Annotated in this window: 12 protein-coding genes; 8 read left to right on the top strand and 4 right to left on the bottom strand. The window is 65.9% G+C overall.

Annotated features, from left to right (window positions below; translation table 11 throughout):
* The first annotated feature begins 37 nt into the window (after positions 1-37).
* The gene (locus tag ACOGJC_RS17230) at positions 38-1279 is read left to right on the top strand and encodes an alkyl sulfatase dimerization domain-containing protein (protein WP_419846225.1); all 1242 of its coding nucleotides are present in this window, start codon (positions 38-40) and stop codon (positions 1277-1279) included.
* Entirely contained in the window at positions 1276-2433 is a 1158-nt protein-coding gene (locus ACOGJC_RS17225) for a nitroreductase family protein (RefSeq protein ID WP_419846224.1), read from the top strand. Before ACOGJC_RS17230 ends, ACOGJC_RS17225 begins: the two co-directional genes overlap by 4 nt.
* Positions 2434-2439: 6 nt before the next feature.
* On the opposite strand, the gene ACOGJC_RS17220 is transcribed toward ACOGJC_RS17225, so the two are convergent.
* On the bottom strand, positions 2440-3777 hold the full coding sequence (locus ACOGJC_RS17220; RefSeq protein ID WP_419846223.1) for an MATE family efflux transporter: 1338 nt from the start codon (positions 3775-3777) through the stop codon (positions 2440-2442).
* A gap of 21 nt (positions 3778-3798) precedes the next feature.
* Between ACOGJC_RS17220 and ilvD the strand changes: the two genes are divergently transcribed.
* Positions 3799-5475 (top strand): dihydroxy-acid dehydratase, encoded by a 1677-nt coding sequence (gene ilvD, locus ACOGJC_RS17215; protein WP_419846222.1) that lies wholly within the window; start codon positions 3799-3801, stop codon positions 5473-5475.
* A gap of 10 nt (positions 5476-5485) precedes the next feature.
* On the opposite strand, the gene ACOGJC_RS17210 is transcribed toward ilvD, so the two are convergent.
* The gene (locus tag ACOGJC_RS17210) at positions 5486-6037 is read right to left on the bottom strand and encodes a nicotinate-nicotinamide nucleotide adenylyltransferase (protein ID WP_419846221.1); all 552 of its coding nucleotides are present in this window, start codon (positions 6035-6037) and stop codon (positions 5486-5488) included.
* A 179-nt stretch (positions 6038-6216) separates the two neighbouring features.
* On the opposite strand from ACOGJC_RS17210, the gene ilvB reads away from it, so the two are divergent.
* The 5 genes from ilvB to ACOGJC_RS17185 all read left to right on the top strand — a co-directional run bounded on the left by ilvB (position 6217) and on the right by ACOGJC_RS17185 (position 12570).
* Positions 6217-7956, top strand: coding sequence for a biosynthetic-type acetolactate synthase large subunit (gene ilvB / locus ACOGJC_RS17205; RefSeq protein ID WP_419846220.1), 1740 nt, complete (start codon positions 6217-6219; stop codon positions 7954-7956).
* The gene (gene ilvN / locus ACOGJC_RS17200; RefSeq protein WP_419846219.1) at positions 7953-8477 is read left to right on the top strand and encodes an acetolactate synthase small subunit; all 525 of its coding nucleotides are present in this window, start codon (positions 7953-7955) and stop codon (positions 8475-8477) included. Before ilvB ends, ilvN begins: the two co-directional genes overlap by 4 nt.
* Positions 8478-8504: 27 nt before the next feature.
* Positions 8505-9542 (top strand): ketol-acid reductoisomerase, encoded by a 1038-nt coding sequence (gene ilvC, locus ACOGJC_RS17195; protein ID WP_419846218.1) that lies wholly within the window; start codon positions 8505-8507, stop codon positions 9540-9542.
* A gap of 84 nt (positions 9543-9626) precedes the next feature.
* Entirely contained in the window at positions 9627-10940 is a 1314-nt protein-coding gene (locus tag ACOGJC_RS17190) for a bifunctional o-acetylhomoserine/o-acetylserine sulfhydrylase (RefSeq protein ID WP_419846217.1), read from the top strand.
* Positions 10941-10983: 43 nt separating this feature from the next.
* Positions 10984-12570, top strand: a complete 1587-nt coding sequence (locus tag ACOGJC_RS17185; protein ID WP_419846216.1) for an ABC transporter substrate-binding protein — start codon at positions 10984-10986, stop codon at positions 12568-12570.
* 33 nt (positions 12571-12603) lie between these two features.
* Here the strand turns inward: ACOGJC_RS17185 and ACOGJC_RS17180 are convergent, their stop codons facing one another.
* Positions 12604-14046, bottom strand: a complete 1443-nt coding sequence (locus ACOGJC_RS17180) for a hypothetical protein (protein WP_419846215.1) — start codon at positions 14044-14046, stop codon at positions 12604-12606.
* A gap of 41 nt (positions 14047-14087) precedes the next feature.
* Positions 14088-16439 carry a CaiB/BaiF CoA transferase family protein gene (locus ACOGJC_RS17175; protein WP_419846214.1) on the bottom strand — a complete coding sequence of 784 codons (2352 nt, stop codon included), beginning with the start codon at positions 16437-16439 and terminating at the stop codon, positions 14088-14090.
* Positions 16440-16563 lie beyond the last annotated feature (124 nt).

The following is a 16563-nucleotide window of genomic DNA, read 5'->3' as shown; positions in this document are numbered from 1 at the left end:
GCTGGTTTTCAGGGGATTGGATAGGGTGCAGGGCGGTATGACGCTGCTGGAACGATCGGCCCGGATCATCGACGAGGGAGTAGATGAGGGGCAGCAGGCGATCCACCCCATGGACGGGTCGTTCCATGAGATTGCCGACGACGTATCCATAGTGTGCGCTTTCTCACACGTGTGGTCGGTGGCCACCGAAGAGGGATTGGTGGCCATCGATACCTCGCTTCCGGCGTTCGCTCCTATTGCGTTGGACCACCTACGCAGGTGGAAGGGCCTGCCCGTCCACACCATCGTCTACACCCACGGCCACATGGATCACGTCGGCGGAGCCTCTGCCTTTGTTGAGGATGCCCAGCAGCAGGGGAGGGCCGCTCCCCAGGTGGTGGCCCACGAGGCGGTGGATCGCCGGTTCGACCGCTACACCCTTACCCAGGACTACAACCGGCTCATCAACCGCCGCCAGTTCGGGCGAAGCGGCGTGATGGACATGTTCGCCGACGACTGGGTGCGCCCCACCACTGACTACGCCGCCGAGCTGGATTTGGAGGTGGGCGGTACGTCGCTGGGGCTTTTCCATGCCGAGGGGGAGACCGACGACCACACCCTGGTGTGGCTGCCCCACCAGCGGGCGCTATTCGCCGGCGACCTGTTCATCTGGTACTTCCCCAACGCGGGCAATCCCCAAAAGGTGCAGCGGTATCCAGCGGAGTGGGCCGCAGCTCTTCGTCGGATAATCGACTTGCGGCCCGCGTTGTTGCTCCCGGCCCACGGCCTGCCCATCGAGGGCGAGGAGCGCATCGCCATGGTGCTCGACGATGTGGCCACCGCGCTGGAGGGCTTGGTGGCCGACACGCTGGAGATGATGAACGCCGGGGCCCGCCTCGACGACATCATCCACCAGGTGCGGGTTCCCGACGACCTGATGGCCAAGCCCTATTTGCGGGCCGGCTACGACGAGCCCGAGTTCGTGGTTCGCAACATCTGGCGCCTCTATGGAGGCTGGTACGACGGCAACCCCGCCCGCCTCAAGCCCGCCCCGGATCAGGCGGTGGCCGCCGAAGTGGCCCGGTTGGCTGGAGGGGCTTCCGAATTGGCAAGCCGGGCTATCAAACTCTCCGAAGCTGGCGACTTGCGTCTTGCCTGCCAACTGGCTGAATGGGCCGCCCAAGCCGCGCCCGACGCCCCCGGCGTGCTTGAACAGCGGGCCGCGGTGTACCAGAAGCGGAGAGACCAAGAGCAATCCCTAATGTCCCGCGGCATCTACAACGACGCGAGCAAGCCATGAACATCGACACTGAAGCGGTAGATCTGGCACTGACTACGACGAGGGCGGTGCGGAAGCGGCTGGATCTAGAGCGGCCGGTGGACGATCAGATCATCCTCGACTGCATCGACATCGCAGAGCAGGCCCCGACCGGAGGCAACCAGACCAGCCGGCGGTGGATCGTGGTGCGCGACCCCGAGATCAAACAGGAACTGGCCCGTCTGTACCGCGAGGTGGTGGGCGGCTTCATGCTCGAGGCTCGCGACCGCCTGGAGGGCACCGATCATCCCCGAGCCAAGACGGTGAGCTCGTCGGCCTATCTGGTGGAGCACTTGGCCGAAGTGCCGGCGATAGTCATACCTGTCATCGTGGGCCGCCACGACGGCAGCGGCGCGCCCGGGTTATTCGACTCGGTCATCCAGAGCGGGTGGAGCTTTTGCGTGGCTCTGCGGGCCCGGGGGCTGGGTACCGCCTGGACCACGGCCATCTTGGCCAAGGCCCCCGATTTGAAGGAGTTGCTGGGCATCCCCGAGGAGATCACCGAGATCGCCATGTTTCCGGTGGCTTGGACCAAGGGCACCGATTTCCGGCCCGCACAACGTACTCCAGCCCGAAACATCACCTTCTTCGACGGCTACGCCCGCACCTACGAGTCCGGTCCGGGAACGCCGGTGACGATGGCCGACCGCCCCGGCACGATGGTCGAAACCGACATCGCGGCCGAGATCGACGAGGTGTGGGCCGCGGTCACCGACATCGACCTTCCCGCCCAATTCTCCGACGAGTTCACCGGGGCCACCTGGGACGAAGGGTTCGAAGGCCCCGCCCTGGGAGCTGTGTTCACCGGCCGCAACTATCTAGAGGCGATGGGCGACTGGGAGGTCCCCTGCTTCGTGGACGTGTGCCAGGAACCCACGGCCTTCGGCTGGTGTACCTCCGACCCCGACAACCCCGGCGCAAGGTGGCGCTTCGAACTCCAACCCTTAATGGGCGGCGGTACCCGCCTGCTCTACCGCCTCCTCCTCGGCCCCGGCCCCTCCGGCCTCACCATGTTCATCAACCAGAACCCCGAAAAGGAACCCCGAATCATCGCCAACCGCCTCCGAGTCCACCGAGCCAACATGCAGCGAGTAGTGGACGGCATCAAGGCCCATATAGAGGGATCTGAGGGCTAGTCCCTCTCAGCGGACGGCACCGGGCACGAGCCAGTGGGAGCCAGCGAAGCGCCAGAGGAGGGCCACCAGCCGGGCGGCCATGAGGGCCCACAGAGCGCCCCACAGCCAACCGATGCCGGCATCGGCGGCCATCACCCATACGGCTAAAGGAATGAACACCGCCGCGGCGCCAGTCATGGCCACGGCGAGAAAGCGCATGTCCCCGGCACCGATCAGCACGCCGTCGAGGGCGAAGACCACGCCGTTCACCGGTTGCAAGAAGGCCAGGTGCAGCATGAGGAATCCGACCAGGGACAGCACCGCCTCATCGCTGGAGAACACCAGTGGCAGCCATGGTCGGGTAACCAGGAGAACCGCGGTGGCGGCCAGGCCCGAGGCCAATCCCCATTCGATCATTCGGCGGCCGGCGGCCCGAGCCTGGTTCAATTCGCCGGCCCCCAGAAGACGCCCGATCATGGCCTGTCCGGCGATGGCCACCGCGTCCAGAACCAGGGCCAGAAAGAACATGAGCTGATAGATGACTTCGTGGGCGGCCAGGTCGATGTCGCCCAGCCGAGCAGCCACGGCCACCGACATGGTGAACGAGGCTCGCAGAGCCGCGGTCCTCAGAAACAGGTCCAATCCCACAACGGCCAGTTGGGCGATGATCGAGCGGTCAGGGGCCATGGTGACCCCGTGGACTTTCACCGCCTCCCGGATCCACCACACGTAGGCGCCAGCCGCCAGCCATTGGGCGATCACCGTGGACAGGGCCGAGGCACCGATGCCGAAGCCGAGCCCGTAAATCAGCACCAGCTCTAGAGCAAGGTTCAGCCCGGCGGTGAACACCGCCACCTTCAGCGGACGCAGGGTGTCTTGAAGCCCTCGCAGATAGCCCACCCCGGCGAGCGTGATGAGCATTCCCGGCAAGCCGAAGAGGCTGATGCGCAGATAGATCCGGCCTTGAGCCAGTACCTCTCCGTCGGCTCCCAGGATTCTCAGCAAGGGATCGGAAAACGCATAGGCGACCGCCGCCAGAACCGCTCCTACCACCGACGCCAGCCACAGCCCCTGCACAGCCTGCTGGGCGGCCCGGCGGTGGTCTCCGGCACCGATGAGCCGCCCCACCGCGGCCGTGGTTCCGTAGGCCAAGAAGATGAACAGCGACAGCGCCCCCAGCAGCACCTGCGAGGCCACCGCCAGTCCGCCGAGATGGGGGGTGCCCAGGTGCCCGACCACGGCAGTGTCGGCCAGGGTGTAAAGCGGCTCCGCGATGAGCGCGCCGAGGGCGGGGATCGCCAGCCGGGCGATCTCCCGGTCGTAGGGCGACTTGTGCAATCCCAATAGCCCTCTAATCCGCGCCATCTCACTAAGTAGCCTGTCGCTATGAGCGATATGAAGCCACGTTCTCACGAGGTGACATCAGGGGCCGAGCGGGCTCCGGCGCGGGCCATGCTGCGGGCCGTAGGCATGACCGACGACGACTGGGACAAGCCTCAGGTGGGGGTGGCATCGTCGTGGAACGAGGTAACCCCGTGCAATCTGCCGCTGGACCGGCTGGCCAAGCGGGCCAAGCAGGGCGTGCGCGACGCCGGCGGCTTTCCCATCGAGTTCAACACCATCGCAGTGTCCGACGGCATCTCCATGGGCCACGAGGGAATGCGGGCATCGCTGGTCAGCCGGGAAATCATCGCCGACTCGGTAGAAGCGGTGATGCACGCCGAGCGACTCGACGCCTTCGTCAGCTTCGCGGGCTGCGACAAGTCGCTGCCCGGCATGCTGATGGCCGCCGCCCGGCTCAATTTGCCATCAGTCTTCGTCTATGGCGGGTCCATCCTCCCCGGCCAGCACAACGGCAAGGTGCTCGACATTGTGAGCGTGTTTGAGGCAGTGGGCGCTCATGCGGTGGGCGACATCGACGACGAGGAGCTCGACGCCATCGAGCGCAACGCCTGCCCTACCGAGGGGTCATGCGCCGGCATGTTCACCGCCAACACCATGGCTTCAATCGGGGAGGCGCTGGGCATGTCGCTGCCGGGAAGCGCTTCGGCCGCCGCGGTAGACCGCCGTCGCGACGACTACAGCTACGCCAGCGGCACCGCGGTGATCGGGCTACTGCGAGAGAACATCCGACCTCGCACCATCATGTCCAAAGCCGCCTTTGAGAACGCCATTGCGGTGACCATGGCCCTCGGCGGGTCGACCAACGCGGTGCTCCACCTGCTGGCCATCGCCTGGGAGGCCGGCGTGGAGCTGGAGCTGGACGACTTCAACAAGGTGGCCGCCCGGGTGCCCCACTTGGCCGACACCAAGCCCCACGGGGAGTACCACATGGCCGACATCGACCGCATCGGCGGCGTTCCGGTGGTGATGCAGTTGCTGCTGGATGAGGGACTGTTGCACGGCGACGAGATCACCGTGACCGGGAAGACCATGGCCGAGAACCTGGCCCTGCTCGATCCGCCCGCCCCCGACGGAGACGTGATTCACGGCCTCGACGACCCGCTCCACGACATCGGTGGCATCGCGGTGCTCACCGGGTCGCTGGCCCCCAACGGGGCAGTGTTGAAGGTGGCGGGCATCGACTTCGACCACTTCGAGGGCCGGGCCCGGGTGTTCGACGGCGAGGATGCCGCCATGGACGCGGTGCTCAACGGCCGCATCGAGGCCGGCGACATCGTGGTGATCCGCTATGAGGGGCCCAAAGGCGGTCCCGGCATGAGGGAGATGCTGGCCATCACCGGGGCTATGAAGGGCGCGGGCCGCGGAGGAGATGCCGCTCTTGTTACCGACGGCCGATTCTCGGGGGGCACCCACGGGTTCTGCGTGGGCCATGTGGCCCCCGAAGCCACCGAGGGCGGGCCGATTGCCCTGGTTGCCGAAGGCGACACCATCCGCATCGACGTGCGGGACCACTCCATCGATCTGGTGGTGGACGAGACCACCCTCGCCGAGCGGCGGGCCAACTGGAAGCCGCCCGAGCCCCGCTACACCAAAGGGGTACTGGCCAAATATGCCCGCTTGGCCCAGGGCGCCGAAAAGGGCGCCATCACCGAGGCCTAGCCGGTTTCCTCTAGAGGTCGGTGTTCGACCAGGCCCCGGTGGCGTCGTCGAAGGCCCGGGCCGCGGCGGTCATCCATTCCAGCCTGCCCTGACGGGCGCCGGTGGACGACACCAAGTCGATATCGGTGCTAATAACCAGCTCAGCGTTCGCCGGCACCTCGAATGGAGGCCGGGGAGCGATGGCCAGGTCCAATTCGAGCAGGGCTTCCACCGCTCGGTCGCGGGCCTCTGCCGAATCCCCGTAGAACGCCGGGTCCAGCACTTGGGCCCATTTGTCGGCGCCCATCACTACTGCGTCGTACCCACGGGCGATGTCCACGAGGAGCTGATGGTCGGTCACCACCACCTCCAAACCGGCGATGTCGGCCACCGACGCCTCCAGCACGGCGATGCGATCATCGAACGACGGCCGCTCCACCGCCTCCTTGCCCAGCGCCACCCGCGACACGACCAAGTCCACCCGGTCCAGCCCCCGCTGGCGCAGCGCCGCCTCCGCGATGGCCAGATGCCCGATGGTGGGGGGGTTGAACGAGCCGGGGTAGACCCCAAACCGTCTTGTCACAAGTAGGCCCGAGCGTTCATACTGGTGTGATCCTATGAAGCGCCATCCCCACACCGGAGCGATTCTCGTAGTACGCCTTTAGCGCGCGGTCCCGGGCCGGCCCGGAGACCGAGCGCTTCCGACCTCCCACACTGGGAGGTCTTTCTATTTCAGGTGACACCCCGAAAGGTTGATCCAACATGAGAATGAACGGCGGACAAGCCCTAATGAAAGCCCTCGAGAACGAGGGCGTGGACATCTTGTTCGGACTGCCCGGTGGTGCCATCCTGCCGGTGTACGACCCGCTTATCGACTCGTCCATCCGCCATGTTCTGGTACGCCACGAGCAGGGTGCCGGCCACATGGCCGAGGGGTACGCCCACGCCACCGGCCGCCCTGGTGTGGCCATGGTCACCTCGGGACCGGCGGCCACCAACATCGTCACCCCGCTGTGCGACGCCTACATGGACTCCATCCCCATGGTGGTGGTCACCGGCCAGGTCCCCTATGCGGCCATCGGCACCGACGCCTTCCAGGAGTGCGACACCACCGGCATCACCATGTCGGTGACCAAGCACAACTACCTGGTGACCGAGGCGGCCGACATCCCGCAGGTGATCCACGACGCCTTCCACATCGCCACCACCGGCCGTCCCGGTCCTGTGCTGGTGGACATCCCCAAAGACATCGTCGATCCCAACAACCCCCGCTCGGCGATGGAGTGGTACACGCCCGACAGCCACGACCTGCCCGGCTACCGCCCCAACCGCGCCGGCGACTCCGAGCTGATCCGCCAGGCGGCCAAGCTCATCTGCGAGGCGAAGCGCCCGGTGATCTACAGCGGAGGCGGAATCCTGAAGGCCCGGGCTGCCGAGGCCCTGTTGGGACTGGCCGAGCTCACCGGCATCCCCGTGGTCACCACGTTGATGAACCGAGGCGGGTTCCCCGACGACCACCCCCTGTGTTTGGGCATGCCCGGCATGCACGGCAACTACACCGCGGTCACTGCCATGCAAGAGGCCGACCTGCTCATCGCCCTGGGCGCCCGCTTCGACGACCGGGTCACCGGCAAGGTGGGCGAGTTCGCTCCCCTGGCCAAGGTCATCCATGTGGACATCGACAGCGCCGAGCTGGGCAAGGTGCGCCGCCCGGACGTGGCCATCCAGGGCGACTGTCGGGTGGTCATCGAAGAACTGGTGAAGGCGCTGAAGGAGATGGGCGGGAGCGATGCCCAACCCGACCGGAACCCCTGGAAATCCCGCATCAGCGGATGGCAGGAGCGGTTCCCGCTGACCTACGAGCAGTCGAAAGACGATGAGCTGCTCAAGCCCCAGTACGTGTTGGAGCAGCTTCGGGACTCCACCCCCTCCGACACCATCGTGGCCTCGGGAGTGGGCCAGCATCAGATGTGGACCAGCCAATACTGGAAGTTCAACCATCCCTACACGTGGGTGAATTCGGGCGGGCTGGGCACCATGGGGTTTGCCATCCCCGCGGCCATCGGAGCCAAGGCGGGCCGACCCGACCGCATGGTGTGGGCGGTGGACGGCGACGGCTGCTTCCAGATGACCGCTCAAGAGCTGGTCACCGCGGCTACCGAGGGGTTCCCCATCAAGGTGGCCCTCATCAACAACGCCTATCTGGGCATGGTCCGCCAGTGGCAGGAGATGTTCTACGAGGAGCGCTATTCCGAGGTGTACCTGACCCGTGACGTGCCCGACTACAAGCTGTGGGCTGAGGCGTTGGGCTGTGTCGGCCTCAGAGTGGAGTCGCCCGAGGAGGTCGGCCCGGCCATCGCCCAGGCCAACGAGGTCGACGACCGCCCGGTGGTGGTGGAGTTCCGCTGCGAGGCTGAGGAGAACGTCTTCCCCATGGTTCCGGCCGGCATGTCCAACAGCGATGTGGTGGTTGACCCCTCCCAACGGGACCAGCCCCGATGACCGCCGCCGACGGCGGAGGCACCACCACGCTGGTGGTGCGCGTGGAGAACAAGGCCGGCGTGCTGGCTCGGGTGGCCGGGCTGTTCGCCCGGCGGGGGTTCAACATCGAGTCGCTGGCGGTGGCCCCCACCGACGACGAGCGTTTCAGCCGGCTCACCATCGTGGTGGGGGTGGACGCCGCCCCCATGGAGCAGGTGGTGAAGCAGCTGGACAAGCTGGTCAACGTGGTGGACATCCGGGAGCTGAACCCATCAGCCAGCGTGGAGCGGGAGCTCATGATGGTGACCGTTCGGGCCGATCCCGATATCCGGGGCCAGATTCTGGATCTGGTGCGGATATTCCAGGCCACCGTCCTCAACGTGGGCTACGACGAGATCATGGTGTCGCTCACCGGATCACCCAGCCGAGTGGATGACTTCGAAGACCTTCTGCGACCCTATGGGATTGTGGATGTGCAGCGCACCGGCAAGGTGGCGCTGCCGAAGCTGGCGAAGAACGCCCCCGACCCCCTGGCCCCCTGACGGCCCCCAACCAACCAAGGACAACCAATGGCAACCGTGATGTACGAAAAGGACGTCGACCGCTCCCACATCGCCGACCGCAAGGTGGCGATCTTGGGATATGGGTCGCAGGGCCACGCCCACGCTCTGAATCTGAAGGACTCGGGGATCGATGTGCGGGTCGGGCTGCGGGACGGTTCGTCGTCGGCCGCCAAGGCCGCAGAGGCTGGCCTGCGGGTGATGTCGATGGCCGAGGCGTCGGCCGAAGCCGACATCATCATGCTGCTCTTGCCCGACACCGAGCAGGCCGACATCTATCAGGCTCACATTGAGCCTCACCTCCAGCCCGGCGACGCCCTGTTCTTCGCCCACGGCTTCAACGTCCGTTTCGATCTGATCACGGCACCCGATGGGGTGGACGTGGCCATGGTGGCCCCCAAGGGTCCCGGACACCTGGTGCGGCGCACCTACGTGGAAGGCGGGGGAGTGCCTTGTCTGATTGCCGTGGGCCAAGACGCCACCGGCAGCGCCCGGGACGTAGCCCTGGCCTACGCCGACGCCATCGGCGGCGCCCGAGCCGGGGTGCTCGAGACCACCTTCGCCGAGGAGTGCGAAACCGACCTGTTCGGCGAGCAGGTCGTGCTGTGCGGAGGGCTCACCTCCCTGGTCACCGCGGCATTCGAGACCCTGTGCGAGGCCGGCTACCAGCCCGAGGTGGCCTATTTCGAGTGCCTCCATGAGCTGAAGCTCATCGTCGACCTCATGTACGAGGAGGGCATCGGCGGGATGCGCTATTCCATTTCTGACACCGCCGAGTACGGCGACCTGAGCCGGGGCGACCGCATCATCAACGAGGACACTCGTGCGGAGATGAAGAGAATTTTGAGCGAAATCCAGAACGGGTCGTTCGCCGAGGAGTGGATGAGCGAGAGCCGCAGCGGCCGACCCAACTTCTTGCGGTTGGAGGCCGAGGGCCAACAGCACCCCATCGAGGAAGTCGGGGCTGAGCTGCGGGCCATGATGCCGTGGATCTCCGAGGGCCGCCAGAGTGTCCAAGCAGTGTCCGGAGGCCAGGGGAAGGAATAGTCCCGGGCCAGCCTTCGATAGCTGCCAAACGGCAGTAATTCATTAGTATCTACCCGGCAACTCTGAAAGGAAGAGGGAAGAGCCGTGAGCGATAACTGGGGTTTTGAAACCAAGCAGATCCATGCCGGGCAGGAGCCCGATCCGGCCACCGGATCGCGGGCCGTGCCCATCTACCAGACCACCTCCTATGTGTTCCGCGACACCGAGCACGCCGCCGCGCTGTTCGGGCTGGCCGAGGTGGGCAACATCTACACCCGCATCATGAATCCCACCCAGATGGTGCTGGAGGCTCGCCTGTCTGCCCTGGAGGGCGGCACCGAGACCGCCATCGGGATTCCTGGGGCGCTGGCCATGGCGTCAGGGCAGGCGGCGGAGACGCTGGCCATTTTGAACTTGGCCGAGTCGGGCGACCACGTGGTGTCCTCCGCGTCGCTGTACGGCGGTACCTACAACCTTCTGCACTACACCCTGCCCAAGATGGGCATCGAGGTGTCGTTCATCGAGGACCCCGACGACTTGGGCGCCTGGAAGAACGCCATTCAGGAGAACACCAAGGTGCTTTACGCCGAGACCATCGGCAACCCCAAGAACGACTGCCTCGACATCGAGGGTGTCGCCGCAGTGGGCCACGCCGAGGGCATCCCGCTGATGGTGGACAACACGGTGCCGTCCCCCTACCTGATCCGCCCGCTGGAATTCGGGGCCGACATCGTGGTCCACTCCATGACCAAGTTCATCGGAGGGCACGGCAACTCCATCGGTGGGGTCATCATCGACGGCGGCACGTTCGACTACGGGGCCAGCGGCCGCTTCCCCAACTTCACCGAGCCCGACCCCAGCTACCACGGCCTGGCCTTCTGGCCGGCTCTGGGCCACGGCTCCTTCATCATCAAGGCCCGGGTGCAGCTGCTGCGGGACATCGGCGCGGCCATCTCCCCGCAAAACGCCTTCTACTTCCTCCAGGGGTTGGAGACGCTCAGCCTCCGCATGGAGCGGCATTGCTCCAACGCCGAGGCCGTGTCCGACTACCTCGAAGGCCACGACCAGGTCGAGTCAGTGCAGTTCGGCGGACTCACGTCCAGCCCGTGGCACGAGCGGATGAACCACTACACCGGCGGCAAGGGCTATGGCTCGGTGCCCGCCTTCCACATCAAGGGCGGACGCGACGCCGGCGAGAAGTTCGTGAACGCGCTCACCCTGCACAGCCACGTGGCCAACATCGGCGACGTGCGCAGCCTGGTCATCCACCCGGCATCCACCACCCACTCCCAGCTCACCGAAGAGGAGCAGGCGAGCACTGGCGTGTACCCCGGATTGGTCCGGCTGTCGGTCGGCTTGGAGTCGGTGGACGACATCATCGCCGACCTGGAGCAGGGCTTCGCGGCCGCCCGGGCCTAAGCCTGCCATCCGCACAACAGCAGCTACGTGCGACCATAGGGGCGTGGGGCTCGCCCGACTTCGAAAGTATGCCTTCGCGCCGTTGGCGCTGACGGTAGCGCTGTCCCTGGTGGTCGCGGCCTGCAAGACCCCCAACCTCGAGGGCCCGGTGGTATCGAGGCCCTCTCTGGCCACGCCCACCCCCACTGTCGAGGCCGAGGTGCCAGAGGCTCCGGGGCCGACCGTCGAGCCCGAGGGTCCTGGTATCAGCGATGAGGCGATCAAGATCGGAGTGATCGCCGACGCCGGTGCGGGCAACGCGGTGACCGGGGGCAGCGAATCGGCGTGGCTGGCCATGCGGGCCTGGGCGCAGGCCGTGAACAGCACCGGTGGACTCGGCGGTCGGGATGTGGAGATCGTCCTCATCGATTCCAATGGTGTCGACCACCGGGCCGCCATCCGGGAGGCCTGCGAGAGCGACATCTTTGCCTTGGTGGGTTCCTACGCGCTGTTCGACGGTGACGGAGTGGATCTTCTGAACGACGAATCCTGTCGGTTGCCCGACTTTCCCGCGGCCGCGTTGAGCCCAGACCGGCGGGAGTCGCCGGTGACCTTTGTGTCCAACCCCACCTCCAACGTCTTGTGGCCGGCCGGTCCGGCCCGGTTCCTGAGTGAGCGCTACCCGCAGTCTGCGGCGGCATTGGGCACGGTCATTCTGGATCTGCCGGTGGCCTTCTATCGGGTCCAACGGGATATCGAGGCGGCCACTGAGGCGGGGTTCGGATTCACATTCCAAACCACCGCCGATGTGGTCGGCGAGGACTACGACGCGCTGGCTTCAGCCCTGCTGGAAGCAGGGGCTCGGGGGATTTTCTGGTCGGCTGACGGCCAGCGGCTTCTCGAACTGCTCAAGGCCTGGGAGAGCTTGATGGACCAGTTGCCGATATTTTTCTCCGCAGCGCCTGGGGAGGAATCGGCAGGGCCTACTGAGGGCGAGACCGCTGAGGTTCCTGTAGAGGAACCCACCTCGGTGCCCGAGGAAGGGACGGACGCAGAGACCGAGCAAGCTTCGGCGCAGCCGGGAGAGGATGACACGGTCATTGAAGAGGAGCCCACCGGTGGGGAGTTCTTCGTTCTGTGCTCGACTGACTGCTACTCCCAGAGCTGGGCCGAACAAGCCGGGGAATTGGAATCGAACATCTGGGTGAGCATCGGGATGCTTCCCTTTGAAGAGCCGGGCGACAACGTCGAATTGGTGAGATATGTGCTCTTCTTGAGGGAGGAAGTGGACGAGGAGGCCGAAGTCGACTTGATCGGCCTATCGAGCTGGGCATCAGCACTGCTGTTTGAGGAAGCGGTCAATCGGGCGATGTTCACCAGCGGGGGAGGGCTGACCCGAGAGCTGGTGATCGAGGCAGCCCGCACGATCACCGAGTGGGACGGCCGGGGCTTGCACGGCCCGACCAATCCCGCAGAGGGAATACCCTCGCCGTGCTTCTTGCTGATGAGCCCTACCCCCAGCGGTTGGATCCGCCGCCACCCCGCCACCCAGGGCACCATGGACTGCGACCCCGACAACCTGGTTGAGCTCGTTGAGTCGGCCACCCTGGGCCTCGACCCCAGTCGCCCTGATTCGGCGGCTTCGTCGTAGGGGCTGCGGACTTGTCTCTGGTTTTGACCGAGGTCAGTTCCCGCTGACGAAGTTGCTGGCCTCGGAGTCCCAGAAGAGCCGAACGAGCGGTGCGTTGTCGGCGCTGTACTTGCCGTCGCCGAGCGAGGCGGAGGTGGTGCCGGTGAGGTCGAATGACCCCAGCCCTCGGGCTGCCTCGAGGAACGAATCCTGGGTGAGCACCGGCCCCGCGGCAGTGGCGATAGCGACGAAAAGATCAACGCCGCGACACGCCCGGATTGTCGCGGGGAGATTGTTGGGCCTCGGGCTGGGAACATTGACGTTGACCACGTTTCCGCTGCGGGATTCGTAGTTCTCGACGCACTCTGCCACCCCAGCCTGGCCAGCGTTGTAAAGATCCTGGAGTGTTGGGGCGCCGTATGCATATATGTCGACTTGGCTCGGGTCGTAGCCGAGGTCGACATAGCCCGCGCGGGCGATCGAGTCGGTGATGACCACCAGATCGCTTCCCGCTCGCTCTACGGCTCCAGTCGCTCCATAGCCGGCAGTGTTGAAGGCCAAGATGGCGTCGGCCCCATCGGCTTCGGCGCGTTCGATCCAGACATCGGCTTCTGCCTCCCCGGCCGGGAGATCACCAGGGGTGGCAGTTCCGTACACCGCCCGGGTCACGATGCCGCCAGCGGCTTCAACCAATTCCTGTACTGACCCAAGCAAGGTTTGGTCATCAGCCGACGCATGAATCTGGATCTTCTTGCCGTCGATCAGCCCATCGGCGGCCGCGGCGTTGACGAGACCGGAGATCTTCTCTATGAGGCCCGCTTGCGCCGTAAAGAGCAGTCCGCGGCTTCGCTCCATGACGTCGGGTGCCATATCTGCTGTGTTCACTGCCAGGAACCCATACAGCTCGGTATAACAGAGCACCCCATCCCAGAGGACGAAGCCCACAAACGCGAAGACCGCTTCATCTTCGGTGAACTGCAGGCATACCGCTTCGATGGCGGCGTCGTCGACCGGCGAATAGCTGGCGAATACCGGAGCCAGAAGTCGCCCATTGACGCCTCCGGCATCATTGGCCCTGTCGATAGCAGCCTTCCACTGGGCTTCGATATCGCCGCTGTCGATGCCGAATTCGGTGGCGTCGACGAACCCGACGCCGATCTTGATCTCTGTCTCGGTGACCCCGCGGAACGACGCGGTAAGCACGACCGGTTCGGGCTCGGGCTCCTCGGGAGATGCCTCTTCAGGTGCAGTCTCTTCGGGCTCAGCCTCTTCCGGTTCTGCGGGTTCGGGCTCTCCCTCCTCGGGTTCTGCGGCCTGAGGCTCGGCCTCGGTTTCGGCTTCAGCCGGTTCGGTGTCTTGGGCCGCGGGCTCCTCGGGCTGAGCTTCTTCGGTGTTCACCGATGGGGCATCGCCCCCCGATTCCTCATCGTCATTGCCTCCACACGCTGTTGCCAGCAGCGCCAATGCCACAAGCAGAGCCAGAATCCATCGCCGCATCTTCGTTTCCCCCCGAGATATTCTGGGCAAAGGGTAGTCAGCTAGAGCCCGACCGGTCGGGTGCCGATGACGCCCTTGGCCTCCAATTCGGCCAACTCGTGATCAGTCAGGCCCAACTCGCCGCCCAGCACCTCGCGATTGTGCTGGCCGAGGGTGGGGGCCGGGGCTTTGGTCCAAGGACCGGGTGACATTTCGAACCGGAACGGCAGGCTCGCCGCAGACACCTCACCGCACACGGGGTGGTCGATCGGCTCGATGAACGAGCGGGTCCGAAGTTGGGGGTGTTCGCCGATCTCGGCGGGCAGCACCACCGCGCTGGCCGGGACCCCGGCTTCGTTCAGCTGCGCCACCGCGTCTGCGTCGTTCTGGGGGGCGATCCATTCGCCGAGCCCGGCGTCAATGGCATCGGCGGCGGCCCGGCGTTTGTCGGCAGTGTCGTAGTCGGCCCAGTCGGGGCGGTCGAGCAGGTTGCAGAGAGCCTTCCACTGGAGGTCGTTCGCCACCCCCACAGCCACCCAGCGCTCGAACCCTGCCGCGGGATATACCCCCTGGGGCGCGGCCCGCGGTCCCCGATTGCCCTCTCGGGGGAGCTGGCGGCCGAGGGCGGAATACTCCACCAGTTGCTCGGCGGCAGCGTTGAGGGCCGCGGCCACCATGGTCACCTCCACCAGCCGGCCCTGGCCGGTGCGGTCTCGCTCTTCGAGGGCGGTGAGGGTGGCAAACACCGCGTGCATCCCGGCCAGCGGGTCGCACGGTCCTCGGGGGATCTGGGGATCCTCGTCGGGATAGCCGGTGATGTTGGCCATCCCGGTGAGCTGCTCCATGGTCTGGGCGAAGCCGGTGTTGTCTCTCCAGGCACCGCTGAGGCCGAAGGCGGGCATCCGGGTCATGATCAGCCTCGGGTTGAGGGCCGACAGCCGCTCCCACGTGAGGCCGAAGCCGTCCATCACCCTGGGGGTGAAATTCTCGATCACCACATCGGCGTCGGCGATTAGCCGCTCGGCGATTTCTACCCCTTCGGGGGAGCGGAGGTCGAGGGTGACGCCTCGCTTGTTGGTGTTGGCCCCGTGGAAGACCATGCCCCATTCCCACCACTCGTCTTCCGATGGCGGTTGGGCGGAAGCGAAGCGCATTCCGTCGGCCCGCTGGACGGACTCGATCTTGACCACGTCGGCGCCGAGCAGGGCCAGCGAGTGGCTGGCAATGGGCCCGGCCCACCAAGCGGTGAAGTCGATCACCCGCACGCCGGCCAGGGGGAGCGCGGCGGGTTCGCCCCGGTTGGTCTGGGGGGTGTGGGACTCGATCTGACCGGTGTGCTCTCCGGGAGATGGAACCGGCTCGAAGGGCCTGGTATCGGTGCCGTGCAGTTGGTAGGGAACGGCCGGCTGGGTGAAGCCGCCCGAGGGGTTGGTGGTGAAGGCATCCCTCCCAGAGAACGTCTCCAAAGTGGGCACGGATGCCCCGGTGCCGATGGGGGCCACCGGAATGCGTCGGGCTGACGCCTCGGCAATCACCTCGGCGGTGGTCCTCTGGGTGGTCCAGGCGTGCATGGCCGCGCGGAACTCGTCCCGTCGCTTCCAGCGACCGCCATAGCCGCACATCTCCTCGTCTTCCAGCCAATCCGATCGCCCGATCATCACCAAGAAATCCAGGAACTGCTGGCGGGCCACCGTGCAGAAGCCCACATGGCCATCGGCGGTGGGCTCGATCGAAGGCAGCTCCACATTGCGGCCCGGTCGCTGGGGGTTGGTGTCGCCGGTGAATTCAGCGCTGATCCACGCGTAGGTATTCATGGTCATGACCATGGTCTCGAACATGGACACATCCACATGGTCGCCCTGGCCACTGCGCCCGGCAGCTCGGGCCGCGGCCAGCGCCCCCACTCCGGCATAGATCGCTGCGGTCCACTCACCGATGGTCCCTCCAGCCTGCACCGGCGGCCGCTCGGGGTTGCCCCGCTTGCCGATGCCGCCGCACTCGGCCTGGAGGGTGAACTCGGTAGCGGGCCGATCGGCATAGGGTCCGGTGCGCCCCCACGCAGAGATCGACACCAGCACCAGCGCGGGATTGGCCTGGCGGGCCGACTCGATGACTGCGGGTGGCAGTCCTTGGTTGGTCGAGTCGATAACGATGTCGGCACTGGCCAGCAAATCAGCGACGGCCGGGTCGCTCGGATCGCCAACCACCGAGCGCTTAGAGGTGTTCAGGAACTGGAACAGCGGCCCGTCTTTGTCGCCCAGTTCGGCACCCGACGCCGACCACCGGCGCAGGGGCTCGCCACCGATGGGCTCGACCTTGATCACATCAGCCCCGGCGTCGGCCAGCAGCTTTCCTGCATAGGGGCCCGAAATGCCACCGCCCACCTCGACCACTCGCAGGTGCTGAAGAATCATTAGGAGCGAGGACGGTCGGCAGGAGGCATCGACCGGCAGATTAGCGAAGGGCGAGGTTGCCTTGGCTATGCCAGGAGGTCAATGCGCTATTAGGCTTACCTAACAAACCTGTCGAATTGCGGAC

Source organism: Candidatus Poriferisocius sp., assembly GCF_965204015.1.
In the GTDB taxonomy this organism is placed as follows: domain Bacteria; phylum Actinomycetota; class Acidimicrobiia; order Acidimicrobiales; family Bin134; genus Poriferisocius.
The sequence above is the reverse complement of the archived record's forward strand: the minus strand, read 5'-3'. Positions and strand labels throughout refer to the sequence as shown.